General features: G+C 35.3%; 14 protein-coding genes. 10 read left to right on the forward strand and 4 right to left on the reverse strand.

Annotated features, from left to right (window positions below; genetic code table 11):
• Positions 1-5 precede the first annotated feature (5 nt).
• The 4 genes from ACZ1AQ_RS14130 (at position 6) to ACZ1AQ_RS14145 (ending at position 6,658) form a co-directional block, all read left to right on the forward strand.
• Entirely contained in the window at positions 6-1,925 is a 1,920-nt protein-coding gene (locus tag ACZ1AQ_RS14130) for a hypothetical protein (protein WP_489633510.1), read from the forward strand.
• 156 nt (positions 1,926-2,081) lie between these two features.
• Entirely contained in the window at positions 2,082-5,483 is a 3,402-nt protein-coding gene (ileS, locus tag ACZ1AQ_RS14135) for an isoleucine--tRNA ligase (protein WP_489633511.1), read from the forward strand.
• Positions 5,484-5,528: 45 nt separating this feature from the next.
• On the forward strand, positions 5,529-5,909 hold the full coding sequence (locus ACZ1AQ_RS14140; RefSeq protein WP_489633512.1) for a TraR/DksA family transcriptional regulator: 381 nt from the start codon (positions 5,529-5,531) through the stop codon (positions 5,907-5,909).
• A gap of 140 nt (positions 5,910-6,049) precedes the next feature.
• A complete protein-coding gene (locus ACZ1AQ_RS14145; RefSeq protein ID WP_489633513.1) occupies positions 6,050-6,658 on the forward strand; it encodes a lipoprotein signal peptidase in 609 nt (202 codons plus the stop codon).
• Positions 6,659-6,780: 122 nt separating this feature from the next.
• On the opposite strand, the gene radA is transcribed toward ACZ1AQ_RS14145, so the two are convergent.
• The 4 genes from radA to panC all read right to left on the reverse strand — a co-directional run bounded on the left by radA (position 6,781) and on the right by panC (position 10,688).
• Positions 6,781-8,142: a DNA repair protein RadA gene (radA, locus tag ACZ1AQ_RS14150; RefSeq protein ID WP_489633514.1), complete on the reverse strand. Its 1,362-nt coding sequence runs from the start codon at positions 8,140-8,142 to the stop codon at positions 6,781-6,783.
• Positions 8,142-9,275, reverse strand: a complete 1,134-nt coding sequence (locus tag ACZ1AQ_RS14155; RefSeq protein WP_489633515.1) for an alpha/beta hydrolase — start codon at positions 9,273-9,275, stop codon at positions 8,142-8,144. Before ACZ1AQ_RS14155 ends, radA begins: the two co-directional genes overlap by 1 nt.
• Positions 9,276-9,445: 170 nt before the next feature.
• The gene (panD, locus tag ACZ1AQ_RS14160; RefSeq protein WP_342692115.1) at positions 9,446-9,796 is read right to left on the reverse strand and encodes an aspartate 1-decarboxylase; all 351 of its coding nucleotides are present in this window, start codon (positions 9,794-9,796) and stop codon (positions 9,446-9,448) included.
• A 13-nt stretch (positions 9,797-9,809) separates the two neighbouring features.
• A complete protein-coding gene (gene panC, locus ACZ1AQ_RS14165) occupies positions 9,810-10,688 on the reverse strand; it encodes a pantoate--beta-alanine ligase (protein ID WP_489633516.1) in 879 nt (292 codons plus the stop codon).
• 78 nt (positions 10,689-10,766) lie between these two features.
• Between panC and ACZ1AQ_RS14170 the strand changes: the two genes are divergently transcribed.
• From ACZ1AQ_RS14170 to atpD, 6 genes are all read left to right on the forward strand, one after another.
• Positions 10,767-11,573 (forward strand): glycogen/starch synthase, encoded by an 807-nt coding sequence (locus tag ACZ1AQ_RS14170; protein WP_489633517.1) that lies wholly within the window; start codon positions 10,767-10,769, stop codon positions 11,571-11,573.
• Between the two features lie 19 nt (positions 11,574-11,592).
• Positions 11,593-13,221 (forward strand): BamH family beta-barrel-assembly machinery protein, encoded by a 1,629-nt coding sequence (gene bamH / locus ACZ1AQ_RS14175; RefSeq protein WP_489633518.1) that lies wholly within the window; start codon positions 11,593-11,595, stop codon positions 13,219-13,221.
• 8 nt (positions 13,222-13,229) lie between these two features.
• Positions 13,230-15,077, forward strand: a complete 1,848-nt coding sequence (gene glmS / locus ACZ1AQ_RS14180; protein WP_489633519.1) for a glutamine--fructose-6-phosphate transaminase (isomerizing) — start codon at positions 13,230-13,232, stop codon at positions 15,075-15,077.
• A 357-nt stretch (positions 15,078-15,434) separates the two neighbouring features.
• Positions 15,435-18,260: a TonB-dependent receptor domain-containing protein gene (locus tag ACZ1AQ_RS14185; RefSeq protein WP_489633520.1), complete on the forward strand. Its 2,826-nt coding sequence runs from the start codon at positions 15,435-15,437 to the stop codon at positions 18,258-18,260.
• Between the two features lie 27 nt (positions 18,261-18,287).
• A complete protein-coding gene (locus ACZ1AQ_RS14190) occupies positions 18,288-19,844 on the forward strand; it encodes a G-D-S-L family lipolytic protein (protein WP_489633521.1) in 1,557 nt (518 codons plus the stop codon).
• Between the two features lie 258 nt (positions 19,845-20,102).
• The gene (atpD, locus tag ACZ1AQ_RS14195) at positions 20,103-21,614 is read left to right on the forward strand and encodes a F0F1 ATP synthase subunit beta (protein ID WP_489633522.1); all 1,512 of its coding nucleotides are present in this window, start codon (positions 20,103-20,105) and stop codon (positions 21,612-21,614) included.
• Positions 21,615-21,634: the final 20 nt, after the last annotated feature.

Here is a 21,634-nt window from a genome sequence, read left to right on the forward strand (position 1 = left end):
TAGCCATGAAAAAAAAATTACTCTTTATGTTTTTGCTTGTAATTGTTTCAATTCAAGCTCAAGAAAAAATAAGCTCAAAGAAAAAAAAATTCTACATACCAACAATTCAATATTCTTCATTCCCAATTCTTGATAATGTTTTGACACAAACCACTTTTTATCAGATGGATAAGGAGTTAATTCAAGAAGAACTTATTTTAAAGAAAAACTATTTTAATATTAATGGTTTTATAAAAGACCCTACAAACGGAAAATTAAAGATTTATTTGACCATTGCTTTGCCAAAATTTACTGCCACTAAAATTGATAGTACTTTTGATAAAAAGCAAAACATATGGAAGTATGCAATATCTTCAAATTATAATGTTAAAATAAAAGTTGAGGCAAAATGTGCAGATAAACTTTTGTTATCTGAGGAATTTAATACAATAGAACCTTATGTTGTTGGTACTGAATATCAAAAGAGTAATCTTAAACAAGCTGTAGTTGCAAGTAGTCAGTCTATTCGAAACGCAGAACAAAAGGAAGATTATGATATAGAAAATTTAGGAATAGATAAAGTAATTTATCAATCAGTAGATAAAATTCAGAATTATCTTAATTATAAATTTGGATACAGTAAAGGAGAATCAAAAGAAAAATTTGAATTTGTAACTTCCAAAGATCATCCAGAATATAAGCAGATGCTTGATTTTGAAAATGAAATTTCGACACAAATGCAAAAAGTAACACTCGAAAAAGGATTAGATGAAAAAGCATTGCTACCTCATTTACATTACTTGGAGGGTTTGTTAACTAAATATCCACCTTTGCCAGCAAACGAAAACATAAGATTTATTGTTCTTAATAATTTAGCACAATCCTATTTTTTACTTGAAAACAAAGAGAAAGCGTTGCAGTTTGCCAATTTGCTTATTGAGAACGATAAATTAGATTCTAGAGGGACTGCAATTATTAATCGAGTTAAGAATGCTTTTTTTGTAGATAAAATGATTAGAAGCCATACTACTCGTTTTGCTGAGCTTAAAAAGTTAGGCCTTAAAATAGCTGAAGAAAAAGAGGAAATGCGACTTGCTTTCTTTGAGAAAATTGCTCAACAAGAAGCAGACTGGGAAATAGAAAAAGCCAATAGAGAAGCTAATCTAATTAAGTCTAAAGTGCAAAGATTTAATATGCTTGACTCTATTCCGTATCAATCTAAACCAGATTTGTTAGCTAAAGTTATTACTAGTTTAGGCGGGAGTAATGCTCTGAAAAGTATTGAAAAAGCACATATGTTATCTAAACTTTTTATTGAAGGTAATAGGGTTTCTCAAACAGAAGAAAAATGGGCAACAAGCACAAATTATCTTTTGAAGAAAAAAATGCCTGAAAATTATTATGAGATAGTAAATGGGCCCGAGGCTTGGAGTCACGATGATCGCGAAAGCGGAGTTAATGCAAAATGGACAAAGGAAAGTTCATATGGCTACAATATGCTGTCCAAAAATGTTGATTTGATTAATTTTATTTCTGATTTACGACTTGATTTATGGAATGATTTTGAGCTTTTGGGCGATGAGATGGTTGAAGGAAAAATGTGTTACCATTTGAACTATTTTGAGAAAACATTAAATGCAGCGAATAGAACTATTCCTAAAACGGATTATCATTTGTTTATTGACAAAGAGAGTCATACTATCGTTGCTTCCGAAAAAACTGAATATGACAATGGAAATAAAAGCTTTTTTGAAAGAAAACTGTTTTCGGATTATCGCATTGTGCCAGCCTTGAATACAGGTAGTTTGCCTTATAAAGTCGCTTATGAAATTGAAGATTTTAATGGAGAAACTGTATATCAAGAACTGAGAGAAAAAATTGATATAAATCCTGTTTTTGGGAATAGAATTTTTATTAAAGAAGTCTATTTTGGTGGATTTAAATAGTCTTTATTTTTATTTTTAATTTTTTAGTTTAAAGAGGAGTATTTTTTACTCCTCTTTTTTTACCTTTTATCTAATAAACTTCATGAATTTTCAATAAATACTCACACAATAATTCAAAATTTATTACTTTCGCACCTCGATTAAGAAAAGGATATCATGAGTACAAAATTTACTGAATACAAAGGACTTGACTTGCCAAAAGCGGCATCCGAAGTACTTGATTTTTGGAAGAACGAAAATATATTTGAAAAGAGTGTAACTACCCGAGAAGGCAACACGCCTTTTGTGTTTTTTGAAGGGCCGCCTTCGGCCAATGGATTACCTGGAATTCACCACGTAATGGCGCGTGCTATTAAAGATATTTTTTGCCGATACAAAACCCAAAAAGGATTTCAAGTAAAACGTAAAGCCGGTTGGGATACTCACGGTTTGCCTGTAGAGTTAGGTACCGAAAAAGAATTAGGCATTACGAAAGAAGATATCGGAAAAACAATTTCTATCGAAGATTATAACGAAGCGTGTAAAAAAACCGTAATGCGTTATACTGATGTTTGGAATGATTTGACTGAAAAAATGGGCTATTGGGTAGATATGGAAGATCCGTATGTAACCTATAAACCCAAGTATATGGAATCCGTTTGGTGGTTGCTAAAGCAAATCTATGACAAGGATTTGATGTATAAAGGCTACACCATTCAGCCGTATTCCCCAAAAGCGGGTACTGGTTTGTCTTCTCACGAAGTAAATCAACCTGGAAGTTACCGTGATGTAACGGATACGACCATTGTAGCTCAGTTCAAAACACTACCAGAAACATTACCTTCATTTTTACAAGGTTTTGGTTCTATTCACATTTTGGCTTGGACGACAACACCTTGGACTTTGCCATCGAACACCGCTTTGACAGTTGGGCCAAAAATCGATTATGTTTTAGTAAAAACCTTCAATCAATATACTTTTGAGCCAGTTCATGTGATTTTGGCCAAAAACTTAGTTGGAAAACAATTTACAAAAGGATTTTTTGCCGCTGAAGACGCCACTGATTTTGAAAATTTCAAAGCTGGCGATAAAAAAATACCATTTCAAATCGTAGCCGAATGTAAAGGTCAAGATTTAGTGGATATTCGTTATGAGCAATTATTGCCTCTTGTATTACCCTATCAAAATCCAGAAAATGCGTTTAGAGTAATTGCGGGTGATTTTGTGACTACTGAAGACGGTACGGGTATTGTACATACAGCGCCTACATTTGGAGCAGATGATGCTAAAGTAGCCAAAGAAGCTACGCCAGAAGTGCCGCCAATGTTAGTTTTAGACGAAAATGGTACGCCAGTTCCTTTGGTAGATTTGCAAGGAAGATTTATTCAAGGTCTAGGTGATTTTTCGGGTAAATACGTTAAAAACGAATATTACAACGAAGGAGAAGCACCAGAGCGTTCGGTAGATGTAGAAATTGCCATTCGTTTAAAAGAAGAAAACAAAGCCTTTAAAGTAGAGAAATACGTTCACAGTTACCCACATTGTTGGAGAACTGATAAGCCTATTTTGTATTATCCATTAGACTCTTGGTTTATCAAAATTACCGAGGTGAGAGACCGTATGTTCGACCTGAACGACAGCATCAATTGGAAACCAAAAGCTACTGGCGAAGGTCGTTTTGGAAATTGGTTGAAAAATGCTAATGACTGGAACCTATCGCGTTCTAGATATTGGGGAATTCCTTTGCCAATTTGGAGAACCGAAGACAAACAAGAAGAAATTGTAATTGGTTCTGTTGAAGAATTATACAACGAGATAGACAAAGCTATTGCAGCAGGCGTTCAAACCAACAATCCGTTTGCAGGTTTTGAAATTGGAAACATGTCTGAATCCAATTACGATTTGATTGATTTACACAAAAATGTGGTAGACCAAATCACACTGGTTTCTGCTTCAGGAAAACCAATGAAACGCGAATCCGATTTGATTGACGTTTGGTTTGATTCCGGTGCTATGCCTTATGCACAATGGCATTATCCATTTGAAAATAAAGAAAAAATTGATCAAAATACCGATTTCCCAGCTGATTTTATTGCAGAAGGTGTCGATCAAACTCGTGGATGGTTTTACACCTTACACGCCATTGGTGCTTTGGTTTTTGATCGTATCGCTTATAAAAACGTAGTATCCAACGGTTTGGTTTTGGATAAAAATGGTCAAAAAATGTCCAAGCGTTTAGGAAATGCTGTCGATCCATTTGAAACGTTATCAGAATATGGTCCTGATGCAACGCGTTGGTACATGATCTCGAATGCTAACCCTTGGGATAACTTGAAGTTTGACATTGAAGGAATTGCTGAGGTGCGTCGTAAGTTCTTTGGAACGTTGTATAATACCTATTCTTTCTTTGCTTTATATGCCAATATCGATGGCTTTAGTTATGCAGAAGCTGAGGTGCCTTTAGAAGAACGCCCAGAGATTGATCAATGGATCATTTCAGAATTGAATACGTTGATCAAAGAAGTGGATGTGTTTTATGCTGAATATGAACCAACTCGTGCCGCTCGTGCTATTTCTGATTTTGTTCAAGAAAATCTAAGTAACTGGTACGTGCGTTTGTGTAGACGTCGTTTCTGGAAAGGGGAGTATGCTCAAGATAAAATTGCTGCTTATCAAACACTTTATACTTGCTTGTTGAGCATAGCAAAATTGAGTGCACCTATCGCTCCTTTCTTTATGGATAAGTTGTATAGAGACTTGACTCAAGCAACAGGAACAGAGAATTTCGAGTCAGTACACTTGGCGCAATTCCCCGTTTCAGTTGAAAAGTTTGTTGATAAATCGTTAGAGAGTAAAATGCAGAAGGCGCAAACCATTTCTTCACTAGTGTTGTCACTGCGTAAAAAGGAAATGATCAAAGTGCGTCAACCTCTGCAAAAGGTAATGATTCCGGTACTTGACGCGGTTCAGAAGGCTGAAATCGAAGCGGTTGCCGACCTTATAAAAGCCGAAGTAAACGTCAAAGAAATCGAACTTTTAGACGATGCTTCAGGCATATTGGTAAAACAAATTAAACCTAATTTTAAGGCTCTTGGACCACGATTCGGAAAAGATATGGGTCTGATTTCCAAAGAGATACAATCTTTTACACCTGAACAAATCAATCAATTAGACAAAGAAGGAAGCTTAAGTATTGTAATTTCAGGAAAAGATGTAATTTTATCTCTAGAGGATGTAGAAATTTCTTCGCAAGATATCGAAGGGTGGTTGGTAGCCAATGCTAATGGAATAACAGTAGCATTAGACATCACCATTTCTGAAGAGTTAAGAAAAGAAGGAATTGCTAGGGAGTTAGTAAATCGTATTCAGAATATCCGTAAAGATTCTGGTTTCGAGGTTACTGATAAAGTGAAGGTTTACGTTCAAAATCACGCTGTTTTACAAGAAGCAATTCTAGCTAATGAAAGCTACATTAAGTCAGAAACATTGACTGAAGAATTGCTATTTGCTGAAAGCTTAGAAAATGGCATAGAAATTGAGTTCGACGACATTAAAACAAAATTAACGATAACAAAATAAACCAACCAAAAAAGAATTAACCAACCCATTAAATTAATTTAGGCTATGATCGAGGAAATGACACGATACTCAGACGCTGACTTAGCAGAGTTCAAACAGATAATCAAAGAGAAGATTGAAAAAGCACAGGCTGATCTTGACTTGATAAAAAGTGCCTATATGAATGATTTAAATAATGGTACTGATGACACTTCGCCTACTTTCAAAGCTTTTGAAGAAGGAAGCGAAACGATGTCTAAAGAAGCCAATTCACAATTGGCTATTCGTCAAGAAAAGTTTTTGCGTGATTTAAAAAATGCTCTTTTCCGTGTGGAAAACAAAACCTACGGTATTTGTAGAGTAACCGGAAAGTTAATTGGTAAAGAAAGGCTTAAAATAGTTCCTCATGCTACTATGAGTATCGAAGCCAAAAACATGCAACGATAATTATTTAAAATACTAAATTTCAAGTTCCAAATTCCAAGGGTATCTTTTGGAATTTGGAATTTCTTTTTTTTGGATTTTAATTTTTATTTTAGAGTTCTTTTTTTGAATTTGTCTATTTTTGCCCCACTAAAATGTATAAGATGTCCTTACGAAAAGCCTATCTGCTTATATTTCTACTTCTATTGGTAGATCAAGTTTCTAAAATTTATGTCAAAACAAATTTTGTTTTAGGCGAAGAAGTGACCGTTTTCAATTGGTTCAAAATTCATTTTATAGAAAACGAAGGAATGGCTTGGGGAACTAAACTTCCTGGCGAGTACGGCAAGTTGTTTTTGACCGTTTTCCGCATTTTTGCTGTCGGCGGAATTGGTTATTGGTTATGGGATTCTGTGCGTAATCATAAAAGTTCTAATTATCTTATAGTGGCGATTGCCTTGATTTTTGCTGGAGCATTAGGAAATATTATAGATTCTGTTTTTTACGGTGTTATTTTTAACGACAGTTATCAGCAATTGGCCGTTATGTTCTCTGAAGAGCCTTACGGAACTTGGTTTCACGGGCAAGTGGTTGATATGTTTTACTTTCCTATCATCAAAGATTTTCCAATGCCAGAATGGGTACCTTTCATAGGAGGGAGACCTTTTACGTTCTTCAATGCTATTTTCAACGTAGCCGATGTGGCCATTTCAACGGGTGTAGGAATCTTAATTGTTTTTAATAAAAAAGCTTTTCATAAAGGAGATGCCTAATTTTTAGGAGCTTTATCCTGCTGTACGCTATATCTTTTATACTAGAAACCCTTTCAGTTTTATTTACTGAAAGGGTTTCTAGTATAAAAGGATGCCGCTTCCATAAGGGCTAGGGGTTTGAGTTATCCAAAGAGTTCGGCTGCTACATCTTCTATTTTCGTGACTAACCGAATTTGAATCCCAGTATTTTTAATTGCAATTTTGTTGTATTTTGAAACGAATATAGTTGAGAAACCCAGTTTTTCAGCTTCTTGTATGCGTTGGTCAACTCGATTAACAGGGCGAATTTCTCCCGAAAGCCCTACTTCTCCAGCAAAACAAAAATCTTTATGTATAGGAATGTCTTCGTTTGAAGATAAGATGGCGGCAACTACCGCTAAATCAATCGCCGGGTCATCGACGGAAAGTCCTCCTGTTACGTTCAAAAAGACATCTTTAGCTCCTAATCGGAAACCAGCTCTTTTTTCTAAAACAGCCAAAATCATATTTAGTCGTTTGGCGTTGTAACCTGTTGTGCTTCGTTGAGGTGTTCCGTAAACAGCGGTGCTTACAAGCGCTTGTATTTCTATCATTAAAGGGCGCATACCTTCTAATGTAGTTGCAATAGCAGTTCCAGAGAGTTGTTCGTCTTTGTGCGAAATCAATATTTCAGACGGATTTGAAACTTCGCGTAAACCGCTGCCCAACATCTCATAAATACCTATTTCAGCAGTGGAGCCAAAACGGTTTTTTAGTGAGCGAAGGATGCGGTACACGTGGTTTCTATCGCCTTCAAATTGCAAAACGGTGTCCACCATATGTTCTAGAATCTTTGGGCCGGCAATGGTGCCATCTTTGGTGATGTGGCCAATAAGAATTACGGGAACGTTAGTTTCTTTGGCAAATTTAATCAACTCTGCGGTGGTTTCTCTAATTTGAGAAATGCTTCCAGCAGTCGATTCAATATAATCCGTATGCAGCGTTTGAATCGAATCGATGATTACAATCTCAGGCTGCATCGTTTCGATTTGCTTAAAGATGTTTTGTGTTTTGGTTTCTGTCAAAATATAGCAATTGTCTCCATTGGGAGTAATGCGTTCCGCACGCATCTTGATTTGCTTTTGGCTTTCTTCACCAGAAACATATAAGGTTTTAAAAGGTAGTTTTAAGGAAATTTGCAGTAACAGTGTACTTTTTCCTATACCTGGTTCTCCGCCTAGTAAAATTAAGGAACCAGGAACAATTCCGCCTCCTAAAACACGGTTCAATTCCGCATCAGTGGTGTCTAGTCTAATTTCTGCTGTCGAATCAATTTCGTTGATGCGCAACGGGCGTGGTGCTTTACTTATAGAAGTAGGTTCACTTTTCCAGGCTACTTTTTCTTGTTTTTGTATAATTTCTTCTGCAATGGTGTTCCATTCTTTGCAGGAATTGCATTGTCCTTGCCATTTGGCATATTGAGCGCCACAATTTTGACAAAAAAAGGTAGTTTTTACTTTAGCCATTATTTTTTAGGTGCAATTTTACTCAACATTAAGTCGTATTTCTCTAGCATCATTGTTTTTGTTAACGCTCCAATTTCTTGCATTTGTGAGGCGTTTTGGTAGCGTTTCATGGCTTTTTTGTAGTCTTCTTGTTTTTCGTACATTAAGCCTAATTCATATTCTGCAAGCATTGATTTTGGATAATATTTATCGGCCAAAATTGCCAATTGATCCAATTCACTAAAAGCATTGTTTTTTAAAATAGCAGCTTCAATAGCTTTGAAATCATTAATTCTAATCGGAACTTCAAGATGTAAAACTTCGTTTAAAGTGTTGTATTTTTTTTCTAAATAATCGACATAGCCTGATTGTAGTATGACAATTTTATTGCTAAACTCTAGAGAAGTGATGGGTTTGTAACTGTCAAATATTTGATGTAATGCACTTGGAATAGCATATAAGGTTTGGGAATAATGCCCAGCACCTTTGAATGATTCAAACTTGTAATTGACTAATGGATTGTTGTCTTTTTTGATGTTGTCATTCAGCATTTTGATAGGTTCTGCCAATTGTTTGATTTCATCTTCACTAGTAGATAAGTAATAAAAAACTGGATTTTTCGCTATGCTTAATTGTTCAGCCACTCTTTTTTCCATTAGTGGAGCGAGTTCGGGATTTAATGAAATGTAAGCGTTAAAAAGAGGGTTTTCTTTGTACAGAAAAAAATTCAAATAACCAGCTGTTGTGTCAAGTCCAGCAATTATTCGGAATGGGGCTACGCGGTATTTTTTTTCAATATAAGGCAGTAATTCTTGACCGATAAACTCATAAAAAGCCGCTCCTTTTTCGGCAGGAAGCCCTTGGGCGTCTTCATATTCTGTGTCGTCAACTCGCTCGTCGTTATGATTTTGATGGATTCCAACAATTATTGTTTCTGGAAAATCATCCCAATAGCTGCCATATGAAAGGGCGCCATAAAAAGGATCAAATAAAAAATCTCCATCTAGTAAAACCAAAATAGGATATTTTTTAGTGGTATTTTTTTCGTAAGATAGCGGTAAACTTATGGTAATTTCTCGTTTTTCAGCTAATTTTTCAGAATCAAAGGATTCGGTTTTGTGTTGTGCATAAAGTGCTATTGAAAAAAATAGCATTAAAAGGACCTTTTTCATGATTGGGGAGTCTAAATTAGGTATGGTTTAAAAACAGAGCAAGATACTATTTTAATTTATTTTATAGATAAATAATAGATGACCGCTTTTAAACTTTAAAAGCAGGTATGGTATCGTCTGGATTTTTACATCTTAGACCAATAAAAAAGGAATTAAGTGAGAGAATTGTCGTTTTCGTTAGGGAAGACAATCCAAGGTTTAAAAGTCTTGGCTTCCTCAAATTCTAAAGTGGCGTAAGAAATGATAATGATAATATCGTCTTTTTGTACTTTTCTTGCCGCAGGACCATTTAGAGTAATTATGCCAGAATTTCTTTCGCCTTTGATAGCGTAGGTTTCAAAACGTTCTCCGTTATTGATGTTTACAATAGATACTTTTTCACCTTCGATAATGTTGGAGGCGTCTAACAAAGCTTCATCTATAGTAATACTGCCGATATAATTTAAGTCAGCACCAGTTACTTTTACGCGATGAATTTTAGATTTTACTACTTGAATTTGCATGTGGCAAAGGTAATTAATTTAATGTAATAGTGTCAATCAAACGGATGTTGTTAACAAAAACAGCAATAAAAGCGCGATATTTTTTGTGTTTTTCTTTAAAATTGATAGGCAAAAGTGTCGATTCGTCAGCAATTACGAAATATTCCAGTTGAAATAACGGATGTTTTTTGAATTCATTTTTAACCCAATCTTCCACCAAATCAGCGTCTTGTGTTTGAAATTTTTCTTTGGCTTCTTTCAAAATGGTGTATATTACAGCTGCTTCTTTTCTCTCTGTGCTGCTTAATCTTTCGTTGCGAGAGCTCATGGCTAAACCGCTTGGTTCTCTGTGAATTGGGCAACCAATGATTTTCACAGGAATATGGTTTTTAGTGACTAATTTTTTGACTATCTGAAGTTGCTGAAAATCCTTTTCTCCAAAGTAAGCTCTTGTTGGGGTAACAATTTCAAATAACTTTTTTACGATTGTTCCCACGCCATCAAAATGACCGGGTCTAAACTTACCTTCCATCTGATGTTCTAACCCGTCATAATCGAAGGAATTTGCTGTAGTTTTTCCTTCATAAATGTCCTCAACGGTAGGTGCGTACACAATAATTTTATCACTTAGTGCGCTCATTTTTTCAACATCGGCCTCTAATGTTCTAGGATATTTGGCAAGATCGTCGGGATTGTTGAATTGTGTCGGGTTTACGAAAATACTAACTACAGTAAGATCGTTCTCCTGAATGGATTGGCTCATTAATGCCAAATGACCTTCATGCAAGGCGCCCATAGTTGGTACGAAACCAACAGTAGAATTTTTGGACTTAATCGAAGTCAAGAATTCTCTTAATTCGATGTTTTTATTGAAGATTTGCATGGTCATTTTATTAAAATTAGGTGCAAACATAATATTTTAGTCCATAACTGCATAAAATTTTGTAATTTTGCAACGTTTTTATTGCCAATAAATAAAGTAAATAATGCTATGAAAGATAAGAGGATATTATACGTGTCATCTGAAGTTGTTCCTTATCTTGCTGAGAATGAGGTCTCTTTAATGTCTTATGACGTACCAAAAATGATTAATGATCAAGGTGGTCAGATACGGATATTCATGCCTAGATATGGGAATATTAATGAAAGAAGACATCAATTACATGAGGTGATTCGTCTCTCTGGAATGAATTTAGTGGTAAATGACCTAGATATGCCGCTAATTATAAAGGTAGCGTCTATTCCTAAAGAGCGTATACAAGTCTATTTTATCGACAATGATGAATATTTTAAGCGTAAAGCAACTTTTGCTGATGAGGATGGGGTTATGTACCCTGATAATGATGAACGAGCCATTTTTTTTGCCAAAGGTGTAGTCGAGACAGTTAAAAAACTTAACTGGGTACCAGATATTATTCATGTGCATGGCTGGATGGCATCAATGTTGCCTGTTTACATGAAGCATTATTACAAAAACGAAGCTTTATTTTCTGAAACTAAAATAGTTACTTCTGTATATTCTGAATCATTTTCAGAAACTTTGGATGTTGAAATGATTAACAAAGTCAAATTTGACGGTGTGCCTCATGAAGCGATTGCTGATTTAGAGGTGCCTAATTATGAGAACATTTTAAAAACAGCTGTTTTAAATTCTGATGCTGTAATTGTGGCCTCTAATAATTTGACACCAAGTTTAACAAAATTTATAGAATCTTCCAATAAACCTTTTTTACCTTTCACTCCGAAAGATGGTTTCGCTGAGGCGTATACCAAATTTTATACAAATCAGGTGCTTTAATTTTAACTTACACTATTTTATGTACAATACGTCTTTTATAAAGAAGTTATCTATTCTTTGTGGTTTTTTTATTCTTTTTTCTTGTGACAAAGACTACAATGTTGTTGGAGAAGATTTGATTGGTGATAATAATTTTGAATTAGGAAAATATTACTCTGCTGTAAAAGCTTATAATCAAGGTACAGGAGTTGTACAGACTGATAACTTGGCAGTAAACGCTTTGGGCACGTATACCAATGCTGCATTTGGTACCACAACGGCAAGTTTTGCCACACAGTTAACTTTAGCGGATGTTAATCCTACAATAGGAGCTAATGCAGTAATGGATAGTGTGGTTATGACGGTTCCTTATTTTAGTACTGTTACAGCAACTGATGCTTCTACCGGTAAAAAAACATACGAATTGGATTCTATTTATGGGACATCCAAAGCGCCATTCAAGTTAAGTATATATGAGTCTGGATATTTTATGCGAGATTTAGATCCAGCAACAAACTTCAAAGAAAAGCAGGCTTATTATAGCAATCAAAAAAATGATTTTGATGCCCTGAAAATTGGAAGTAGACTTAATGATGCGGCTGATGCTAATCAAAATGATGCCTTTTATTTCGATCCTAAAGAAATTGCAGAAACGACAATAGACGAGGAAACGAAAAAGGCAACTACAAAACGTTCAGGGCCAGGTATGCGTTTAAAGCTTAATAATGCTTTTTTTACATCAAAAATTTTAAATGCGCCAGCTGGTAAATTGACTACAAATGAAGCATTCAAAAACTATTTTAGAGGCTTGTATTTCAAAGTAGAGAAAACAGGAACGGATGAGAATATGGCTTTAATTAATTTTAAAAAAGCAGGTTCTGTTCAAAATGTAATACGTCTTTATTATAAAGAAGATTTATCTACCACTTCAAATGGTGTTACTACTGTTAAACGAGTTAATAAAACATTAGATTTAAATATTGATGGCAACACCGTTAACTTTTTAGAACAATCCAATACCAATCCTGTCTATAGTAATGCAGTAACTAATTTCAATCCTTCAGTTGGAGATGAAATGCTTTATGTAAAAGGAGGTGAAGGATCGGTGGCAGTGCTTGAGTTGTTTGGTGCAGATAATGATAACAATGGCGTAGCAGACGAACTTGAAAAAATAAGAAAGAATGGTTGGTTGATTAATGAAGCTAATTTGGTGTTTCATATTGATGCGGCAGCAATGAAAAACTCTATTGAGCCTAATAGAATTTATGTTTATAATTTGACAAATAAAACAGCTGTTTTAGATTATTTAACAGATAATACTACTGCTGGAGCAAATCGAGTAAAGTTCAATAAATTTATTTATGGTGGTATTTTGAATAAGGAAGCTGTCACTAATGGTAGAGGTTTGAATTATAAAGTCCGTATTACTAATCAAATCAAAAATTTAATCAAAAATGCTGATTCAACAAATGTTAAGTTAGGCGTTGTTGTTACCGAGGATATTGCAGTTGCAACCTTTAATAAATTAAAAACACCCAATAGTATATTGTCTTCGGTTCCTACAGCTTCAGTATTAAATCCTTTGGGAACTATTCTTTATGGCGGTCATCCTGCTGTGCCAGAAGAAAAAAGATTGCGACTTGAAATTATTTATACCAAACCTAATTAGTAAAAAATATGTGTGGAATTGTTGGATATATTGGCTATAGAGAAGCGTACCCGATAGTTATAAAAGGGTTGAAGCGCTTAGAATACAGAGGTTATGATAGTGCCGGAATCATGGTGTACGATGAAAAGGAAATCAAGCTTTGTAAAACAAAAGGTAAGGTTTCTGATTTAGAAACAAAAGCACTTTCGGATATTACTACCAATGGAACTATCGGTATGGGGCATACCCGTTGGGCTACACATGGTGTTCCTAATGATGTAAATTCTCATCCTCATGTTTCTAACTCTGGCGACTTAACAATTATTCATAACGGAATTATTGAAAATTATGCTCCATTAAAACAAGAGTTAATCAAAAGAGGGTATGTTTTTCACTCAGATACGGATACAGAAGTCTTAGTTAATTTAATTGAGGAAGTTCAGAAAAAAGAAAAACTGAAACTTGGAAAAGCGGTACAATTAGCTTTAAATCAAGTTGTGGGTGCTTATGCAATAGCAGTTTTTGATAAAAAAAATCCAGAGGAAATTGTAGCGGCCCGTTTAGGAAGTCCTTTAGCAATTGGAGTTGGTGAAAAAGAATATTTCGTAGCTTCTGATGCATCGCCGTTTATTGAGTATACATCAAATGCGGTGTATTTAGAAGATGGTGAGATGGCGAATATTCGTCTGCATAAGCCTATGAAGATTCGTAAGATAAAAGATGATTCATTGGTTGATCCTTATATACAAGAACTTCAAATGAATTTGGAGCAAATTGAAAAAGGAGGTTATGAGCATTTTATGCTAAAAGAAATTTATGAGCAACCTAATGTTATAAAAGATACCTATAGAGGTAGGCTTCATGCCAATGACGGTATTATTCAAATGGCAGGAGTTGAAGATAACTTAGAAAAGTTTTTAAATGCAGATCGTATCATTATTGTGGCTTGTGGTACTTCTTGGCATGCTGGTTTGGTAGCTGAATATGTATTTGAAGAGTTTACAAGAATACCTGTAGAGGTAGAATATGCATCTGAATTTAGATACCGTAATCCAATTATTACTAGCAAAGATGTTGTAATTGCTATTTCGCAATCAGGAGAAACTGCAGACACGATGGCGGCTATTAAATTAGCCAAAGAGCACGGAGCTTTCGTTTTTGGTGTTTGTAATGTTGTTGGGTCTTCAATTTCTAGAGAGACGCATGCAGGGGCTTACACACATGCTGGTCCCGAAATTGGTGTGGCTTCGACAAAAGCATTTACTACTCAAATTACAGTTCTTAATATGATAGCCTTGAGATTAGCTAAGGCAAAAGGTACCTTAACACAGTCTCAATATCATACTTATTTGCAAGAATTAGAGTTTATCCCTAGTAAAGTTTTGGATGCTTTAGAGACAAATGAACAATCAAAAGTTATTGCGGCTACGTTTAAAGATTCTCCAAATTGTTTGTATTTGGGACGTGGATATAATTTTCCTGTTGCCTTAGAAGGGGCTTTAAAGTTAAAAGAGATTTCTTATATACATGCAGAAGGTTATCCTGCCGCCGAAATGAAGCATGGGCCTATAGCTCTTATAGATGAGCAAATGCCAGTTATTGTAATTGCACCTAGACAAGGACATTATGATAAAATTGTAAGTAACATACAAGAAATAAAATCAAGAAGTGGTAAAATTATTGCGGTAGTTACTAAAGGGGATACTCAAGTAAGAGACTTAGCTGATTTTGTTATTGAAATACCAGAGACGTCAGATGCTCTATCTCCTCTTATTACGACAATACCTTTACAGTTATTGTCTTACCACATTGCGGTATTGCGTGGATGTAATGTAGATCAGCCTAGAAATTTGGCTAAATCAGTTACAGTAGAATAATATTTTTTGATTTATTAATCACCCCAAATGTGTATACATTTGGGGTTTTTTTATGTCTTTTTTTAGTGTATACGTGCCTTTTTTCTCTTTTTTTTCAATCGATTTCGTTGATAAATTCATTTTTATTAAAAATTCAAAAAAATACTATAAAAAATACGATTAATATAATTTATTATGCATGCATAATTTTTTATTTAATCAATTATTCTAAATATCCATTTTTATTAAAAACTATTCAACAAGAAATTGGTTTTTTTTGCCTCTTTTTAATGCTATTTCGGCAGTTTTTTGCACCTATTTTTATTAATATCAAAAATATTTTTACATTTACGAACTAAACCATTTAACTTGAACCTAATGAGAATTTATTTACTTTTTTTGTCATTGTTTTTTTGCAGCTTAACATTTGCTCAGAATTCAATTTCAGGGTCTGTTTCTGACCGTAATGGCCAACCAATTCCTGGCGTAAATATTAAAGTTATCGGACAAAATGCAAGTACTGCTACGGATTTTGACGGTAAGTTTGTTTTGAAGTCTGTTCAATCTTTGCCTGTAAAGATTGAAATTTCTAGCTTGGGGTTTACAACGCAAGTTTTGAATGTGACCTCTTACAATCAGAGAATCGCTGTAAAGTTGTTGGATGAGGAAACTAAATTGGACGAAATTGTAGTTTCTGCCTCTAGGACTCCAGAACGAGTTTTAGAATCCCCAGTAACTATTGAAAGAATGGGTCTTGCTGAGATAAAAAAAACAGCTTCTCCTTCTTTTTATGATGGATTAGAAAATTTAAAAGAGGTTCAAATGAATACGTCAAGTATGTCATTTAAATCTATTAATACTCGTGGTTTTGCTTCGGTTGCCAATACTCGTTTTATGCAATTAGTGGATGGTATGGATAATTCTTCTCCTCTATTGAATTTTCCATTGGGTAACCTTATTGGTTTATCTGAAATAGATGTGCAAAGTGTAGAGTTATTGCCAGGTGCTTCTTCTGCATTGTATGGTGCAAATGCTTTTAATGGTATTTTGTTTATGAATAGTAAAAACCCGTTTACATCTCCTGGTATTACTGCGTATGCCAAGTTTGGACAAACAAGTCAAAAAGCAGCAGGAACAAATGATTATTATGATTATGGTGTGAGAATGGCTGGTGTTTTCAGTCCAAAATTTGCTGCAAAAGCTAATTTTTCTGTAATGAAAGGTACTGAGTGGCATGCGGTAAATTATGACGATAAGACTAGAGAAGGGATAGATAGAAATACTATTAATTATGATGGAATTAATATTTATGGTGATGAGGTAGCGACAAATATTAGAAATGTGGGTACTGCATTAGTAGCTGCAGGTGTTCCTGGGCTGACAACTGCGTTGGTTAATCTTTTGCCAAATACTAATGTAAGCAGAACCGGGTATAATGAAGTTGATTTGACGGATAATAAAGTTGCGAATACTAAAGTGGATTTCTCTTTACACTATCGTCCTTTTGGGGATGAAAAATTGGAAGTAATATGGCAAAGTAAGTTTGGCTTTGGGAATACGGTTTATCAAGGAGCTAATCGTTACTACTTGAATAACTTTTTTATGCAACAACATAAAATTGAGTTCAAAGGCAAGAATTTCTTTGTAAGAGGATACTTTACAACTGAGGATGGAGGAAGTTCTTACGACATGTTGTTTACGGGTATTAATATTAATAGAAAATGGAAAGATGACAGAACTTGGTTTGGGCAGTACGCCGCTGGATATATTGGAGCGACTTTAGCAGGTTCTACTCCAGATCAAGCCCATGCAGCAGCAAGAGCAAGTGCTGATACAGGTAGATTGATTCCAGGAACAGCAGCATTTAAAAATGCTTTTAATCAAGTTATAGCAGATCCTAATGTTTTGTCTGGCTCTAAATTGGTAGATAATTCTAGAATATATCATTCAGATGCTAACTATAATTTCAAAGATTTAATCTCTTTTGCAGAAATACAAGTAGGTGGTTCATTTAGACAGTACCAGTTAAATTCTGGAGGACGTATTTATACTGATGCTGATGGTCCTATCTATTATAATGAATACGGTTTGTATACACAAGCGACCAAAAAAATGATGGATGATCGTTTGAAGTTTACGGGTTCTATTCGTTATGATAAGTCTCAAAATTTCAAAGGTAATATTTCTCCAAGGTTATCTTTGGTATATTCAGCGGGAGAGAATAAGAATCATAATTTTAGAGGGTCTTTTCAAACAGGATTTAGAAACCCGACCACACAAGACCAATATATAGGATTCAACGTGGGTAGTGCTATTTTGTTAGGGTCTGCTCCAGATAACTTAACTAGATATTCTGAGGTGTTGCCAGTTGCTACTGCTTTAGGGCAATCATTTGCAGGAGGAACATCTGTAACGGTTAATGGCTTAAATGCTTACAATAATTCATATACTGCTTCATCTGTTCAGGCTTTTGCTGCAGCTGGTGGTAACACAACATTATTGCGTAAAACTAATGTCGGTTTTGTTAAGCCTGAAGAAGTTAAAGCATTTGAATTGGGGTATCGTTCATTCATTAATAAAACTTCTATTGATATTAATGGGTATTACAATATCTACAATAATTTTATTGGTAACTTGAATGTTGTGGCTCCTTTGTATGGTACTGCGCAAGATGCTCCAAATGCAACGCCGAACCCTGCTGATTTAGGTTGGCAATCCGTACATGCTTTAGGGACTGGAAATACTAGAACATTCCAATTGTATACTAATACTGATTTAGAAATAAAATCCTTAGGATTTGGTGTTGGATTGTCTAGAAAGGTGTATCAAGATTTTGAGGTAGGTGTTAATTATAACTACGCAGAATTTAGTTTTGATCAAGCTAAAGATCCAAGTTTTGAGGCAGGTTTCAATACGCCAAAGCACAGAGTTAAAGCTTCAATTAGTAATGAAAATTTATTTAAAAACTTTGGATTTAATATAAGCGGTAGATGGAATAGTGAATATTTGTGGCAGTCTACATTTGCTGATGGTGTAATCGCTTCTGCTACTGTGATTGATGCGCAATTAAATTACAATATACCTTCTTTGCGATCAACTTTAAAAGTAGGGGCTTCAAATATTGGAGGAAAAGAATATGGTCAAGTATTAGGGGCTGGGTTAATCGGTCAACAATACTTCGCTTCTTGGACAATTAATCCGTAATTATTCATTAATCAAAAAATAAGAACAATGATAAAAAATTTCAAATGGTTACTTATTGCTTCTTTAGCATTTGTAGCTTGTAATAATGATGATGAAGTAACGATTGATTCGAATTCATCAGACGGAAAGCCCTTAACGGCAGGAACTGCAGATGTAACTAAGTATGTGGCCTTAGGGGATTCTTACGGGGCTGGTTTTAGTGACAATGCATTGTTTAAATTAGCACAAGAAGGGTCATATGCTAATTTATTAGCAAATCAATTTGTTTTAGCTGGTGGAGGAGAGTTCAAAACTCCATTTATGGCGGATAACGTAGGAGGGTTGCTTTTTGGGGGGAACCAAATACTTGGTGTGAGATTATATTTCGATTTAGTGACCAGATCTCCATTGCCTGTTGCTGGTAAGCCTTCTACAGAGGTAACTGCTAAATTAACTGGTCCATTCAATAATTTAAGTGTTCCAGGTGCCAAAAGTTATCATTTGGTAGCTCCTGGTTATGGCAATGTTGCTGGGGTAGCAGGAGGATTGGCAAATCCTTATTTTGCTAGATTCGCTACAAGTGCTACAACTACGGTTGTAGCCGACGCTGTCGCTCAAGATCCTACTTTCTTTTCTTTATGGATTGGAGGAAATGACATCTTAGGATATGCTACTTCTGGTGGGTCTGGGAAAAATCAAACGGGTAATTTGAATCCAGCAACTTATGCAAGTAATGATATTACTGATCCAAATGTTTTTGCAAATGCCTATTCTACGATAGTAAATGCGTTGACTGCGAAAGGAGCAAAAGGGGTTGTTGCTAATTTACCATATGTAACGGCTTTGCCTTATTTTACCACTGTACCATTTAATCCGCTTTCGAACGCTGTTTTAGGTGGTGGCAATGTTGCGGTTGGGCAAGCTACGGTTGCAGCTTTAAATACTCAGTTGTACGGTCCATTAAAACAAGCTTTAACAGCTTTTGGTGCTGGAGATAGAATTAATCTTATGTCTACAACGGCTGCAAATCCATTATTGATTAGAGACGAGTCTTTAACTAATTTATCTGCTCAATTGACAGCGGCATTTACGCCAACCTTAGGTGCTGCAACAGCAGCCTTTTATGGTCAAATTTTTGGTCAAGCTAGACAGGCAACTAATGAGGATTTAGTAGTTTTAACTACACAATCTGTTATTGGTACTGCGCCAGCAGGAGTTCCGGCGCCTCTAAATAGATTTGGGATTACTTATCCACTTCAAGACAAGGATGTTTTGACTAAGTCAGAAATAACAGAAGTAAAAGTTGCTACAGATGCATACAATGCTACAATTAAATCAGTTGCAGATGCAAAAGGTTTAGCGTTTGTTGAGTTAAAAGGAGTGACAGATTTGTTAGCGTCGACTGGAGTTGTGTATAATGGATACACTACAACTTCAACTTTTGTAACTGGTGGAATGTTTTCATTAGATGGTGTACATCCAAGTCCACGTGGTTATGCAATCATTGCTAATTTATTTACGGAAGCCATTAATGCAAAATATGGTTCTAATTTTAAAAGTATAAACGTTGGGCAATATCGCATTTTATTTCCATCAACATTGTAAAAAGATAAAAGAAACAATAATCAAAGGAACCACTTGTGTAATGCAGGTGGTTTTTTTGTTGCGATGAAAAATGAATATGATGAAAGTAGAGGGCTGCTTTTGTGACTTTGATAAAAAATATCATTTTTTTTAAAAAAAAGGTATTGATTATGTATTTTAAAAAATATATCTTTGCACACGGAAAAAAGCATCTGAAAGACCTGATTTCTGAAGATGAATTTCACAAACCTAAATAGCTATTTAATAAATACATAAGTAATGTCTAAAGTAATAGGAAAAGTTGCCCAAATCATTGGCCCAGTAGTGGACGTAGTTTTCAACGGTAAGGATGTTGAACTTCCAAAAATTTATGACTCATTAGAAGTCACTAGAAAAGATGGTACTTTATTAGTACTAGAAGTGCAATCTCACATCGGTGAAAATACCGTTCGTACCATTTCGATGGACTCTACAGATGGTTTAAGCAGAGGTTATGAAGTAGTTGGTACAGGAAGTCCAATTCAAATGCCAATTGGTCCAGACGTTTACGGACGTTTGTTTAATGTGGTTGGAGACGCGATTGATGGTTTAGGTGAATTGCCTAAAACTGGTGAAAACGGATTGCCAATTCACAGACCAGCTCCAAAATTCGAAGATTTATCTACTTCTTCTGAAGTTTTATTTACAGGTATCAAAGTAATCGATTTGATTGAGCCTTATGCAAAAGGTGGTAAAATTGGATTGTTTGGTGGTGCTGGTGTTGGTAAAACAGTATTGATTCAGGAGTTGATTAACAATATCGCAAAAGGTCACGGTGGTCTTTCTGTATTCGCAGGAGTAGGAGAAAGAACTCGTGAAGGGAATGACTTACTTCGTGAGATGTTAGAGTCAGGAATTATTAAATATGGTGAAGATTTCATGCACTCTATGGAAAATGGAGGTTGGGATTTATCCAAAGTTGATTTACCTGGAATGAGAGAGTCTAAAGCTACTTTCGTTTTTGGACAAATGAATGAGCCACCAGGAGCTCGTGCACGTGTGGCACTTTCTGGATTATCTATCGCTGAGTATTTCCGTGATGGAGCTGGATCTGATCAAGGAAAAGATGTATTGTTCTTCGTAGATAATATCTTCCGTTTTACGCAAGCAGGTTCTGAGGTGTCAGCACTTTTAGGACGTATGCCATCTGCGGTAGGTTACCAACCAACATTGGCAACTGAGATGGGTGCAATGCAAGAGCGTATTACTTCTACAAACAAAGGATCTATTACGTCTGTACAAGCGGTTTACGTTCCTGCGGATGACTTAACTGACCCTGCGCCAGCAACAACTTTTGCTCACTTAGATGCTACTACAGTATTGTCTCGTAAAATTGCTGAGTTAGGTATTTATCCTGCAGTGGATCCATTGGATTCTACTTCAAGAATTTTGACTCCTCATATTTTAGGTGACGACCACTATAACTGCGCACAAAGAGTAAAAGAGATTCTTCAAAAATACAAACAATTACAAGATATCATTGCTATCCTTGGTATGGAAGAGTTGTCAGAAGATGATAAATTGGCGGTTGCAAGAGCGCGTCGTGTACAACGTTTCTTGTCTCAACCTTTCCACGTAGCGGAGCAATTTACAGGTATTCCTGGTGTATTGGTTGATATTAAAGATACCATCAAAGGATTTAACATGATTATTGATGGAGAATTGGATCACTTGCCAGAATCTGCTTTTAACCTTAAAGGTACTATCGAGCAAGCGATCGAAGCAGGAGAAAAAATGTTAGCCGAAGCATAAAATCAGTTGGTAGTTTTCAG

This window comes from Flavobacterium sp. UM26 (genome assembly GCF_057922445.1).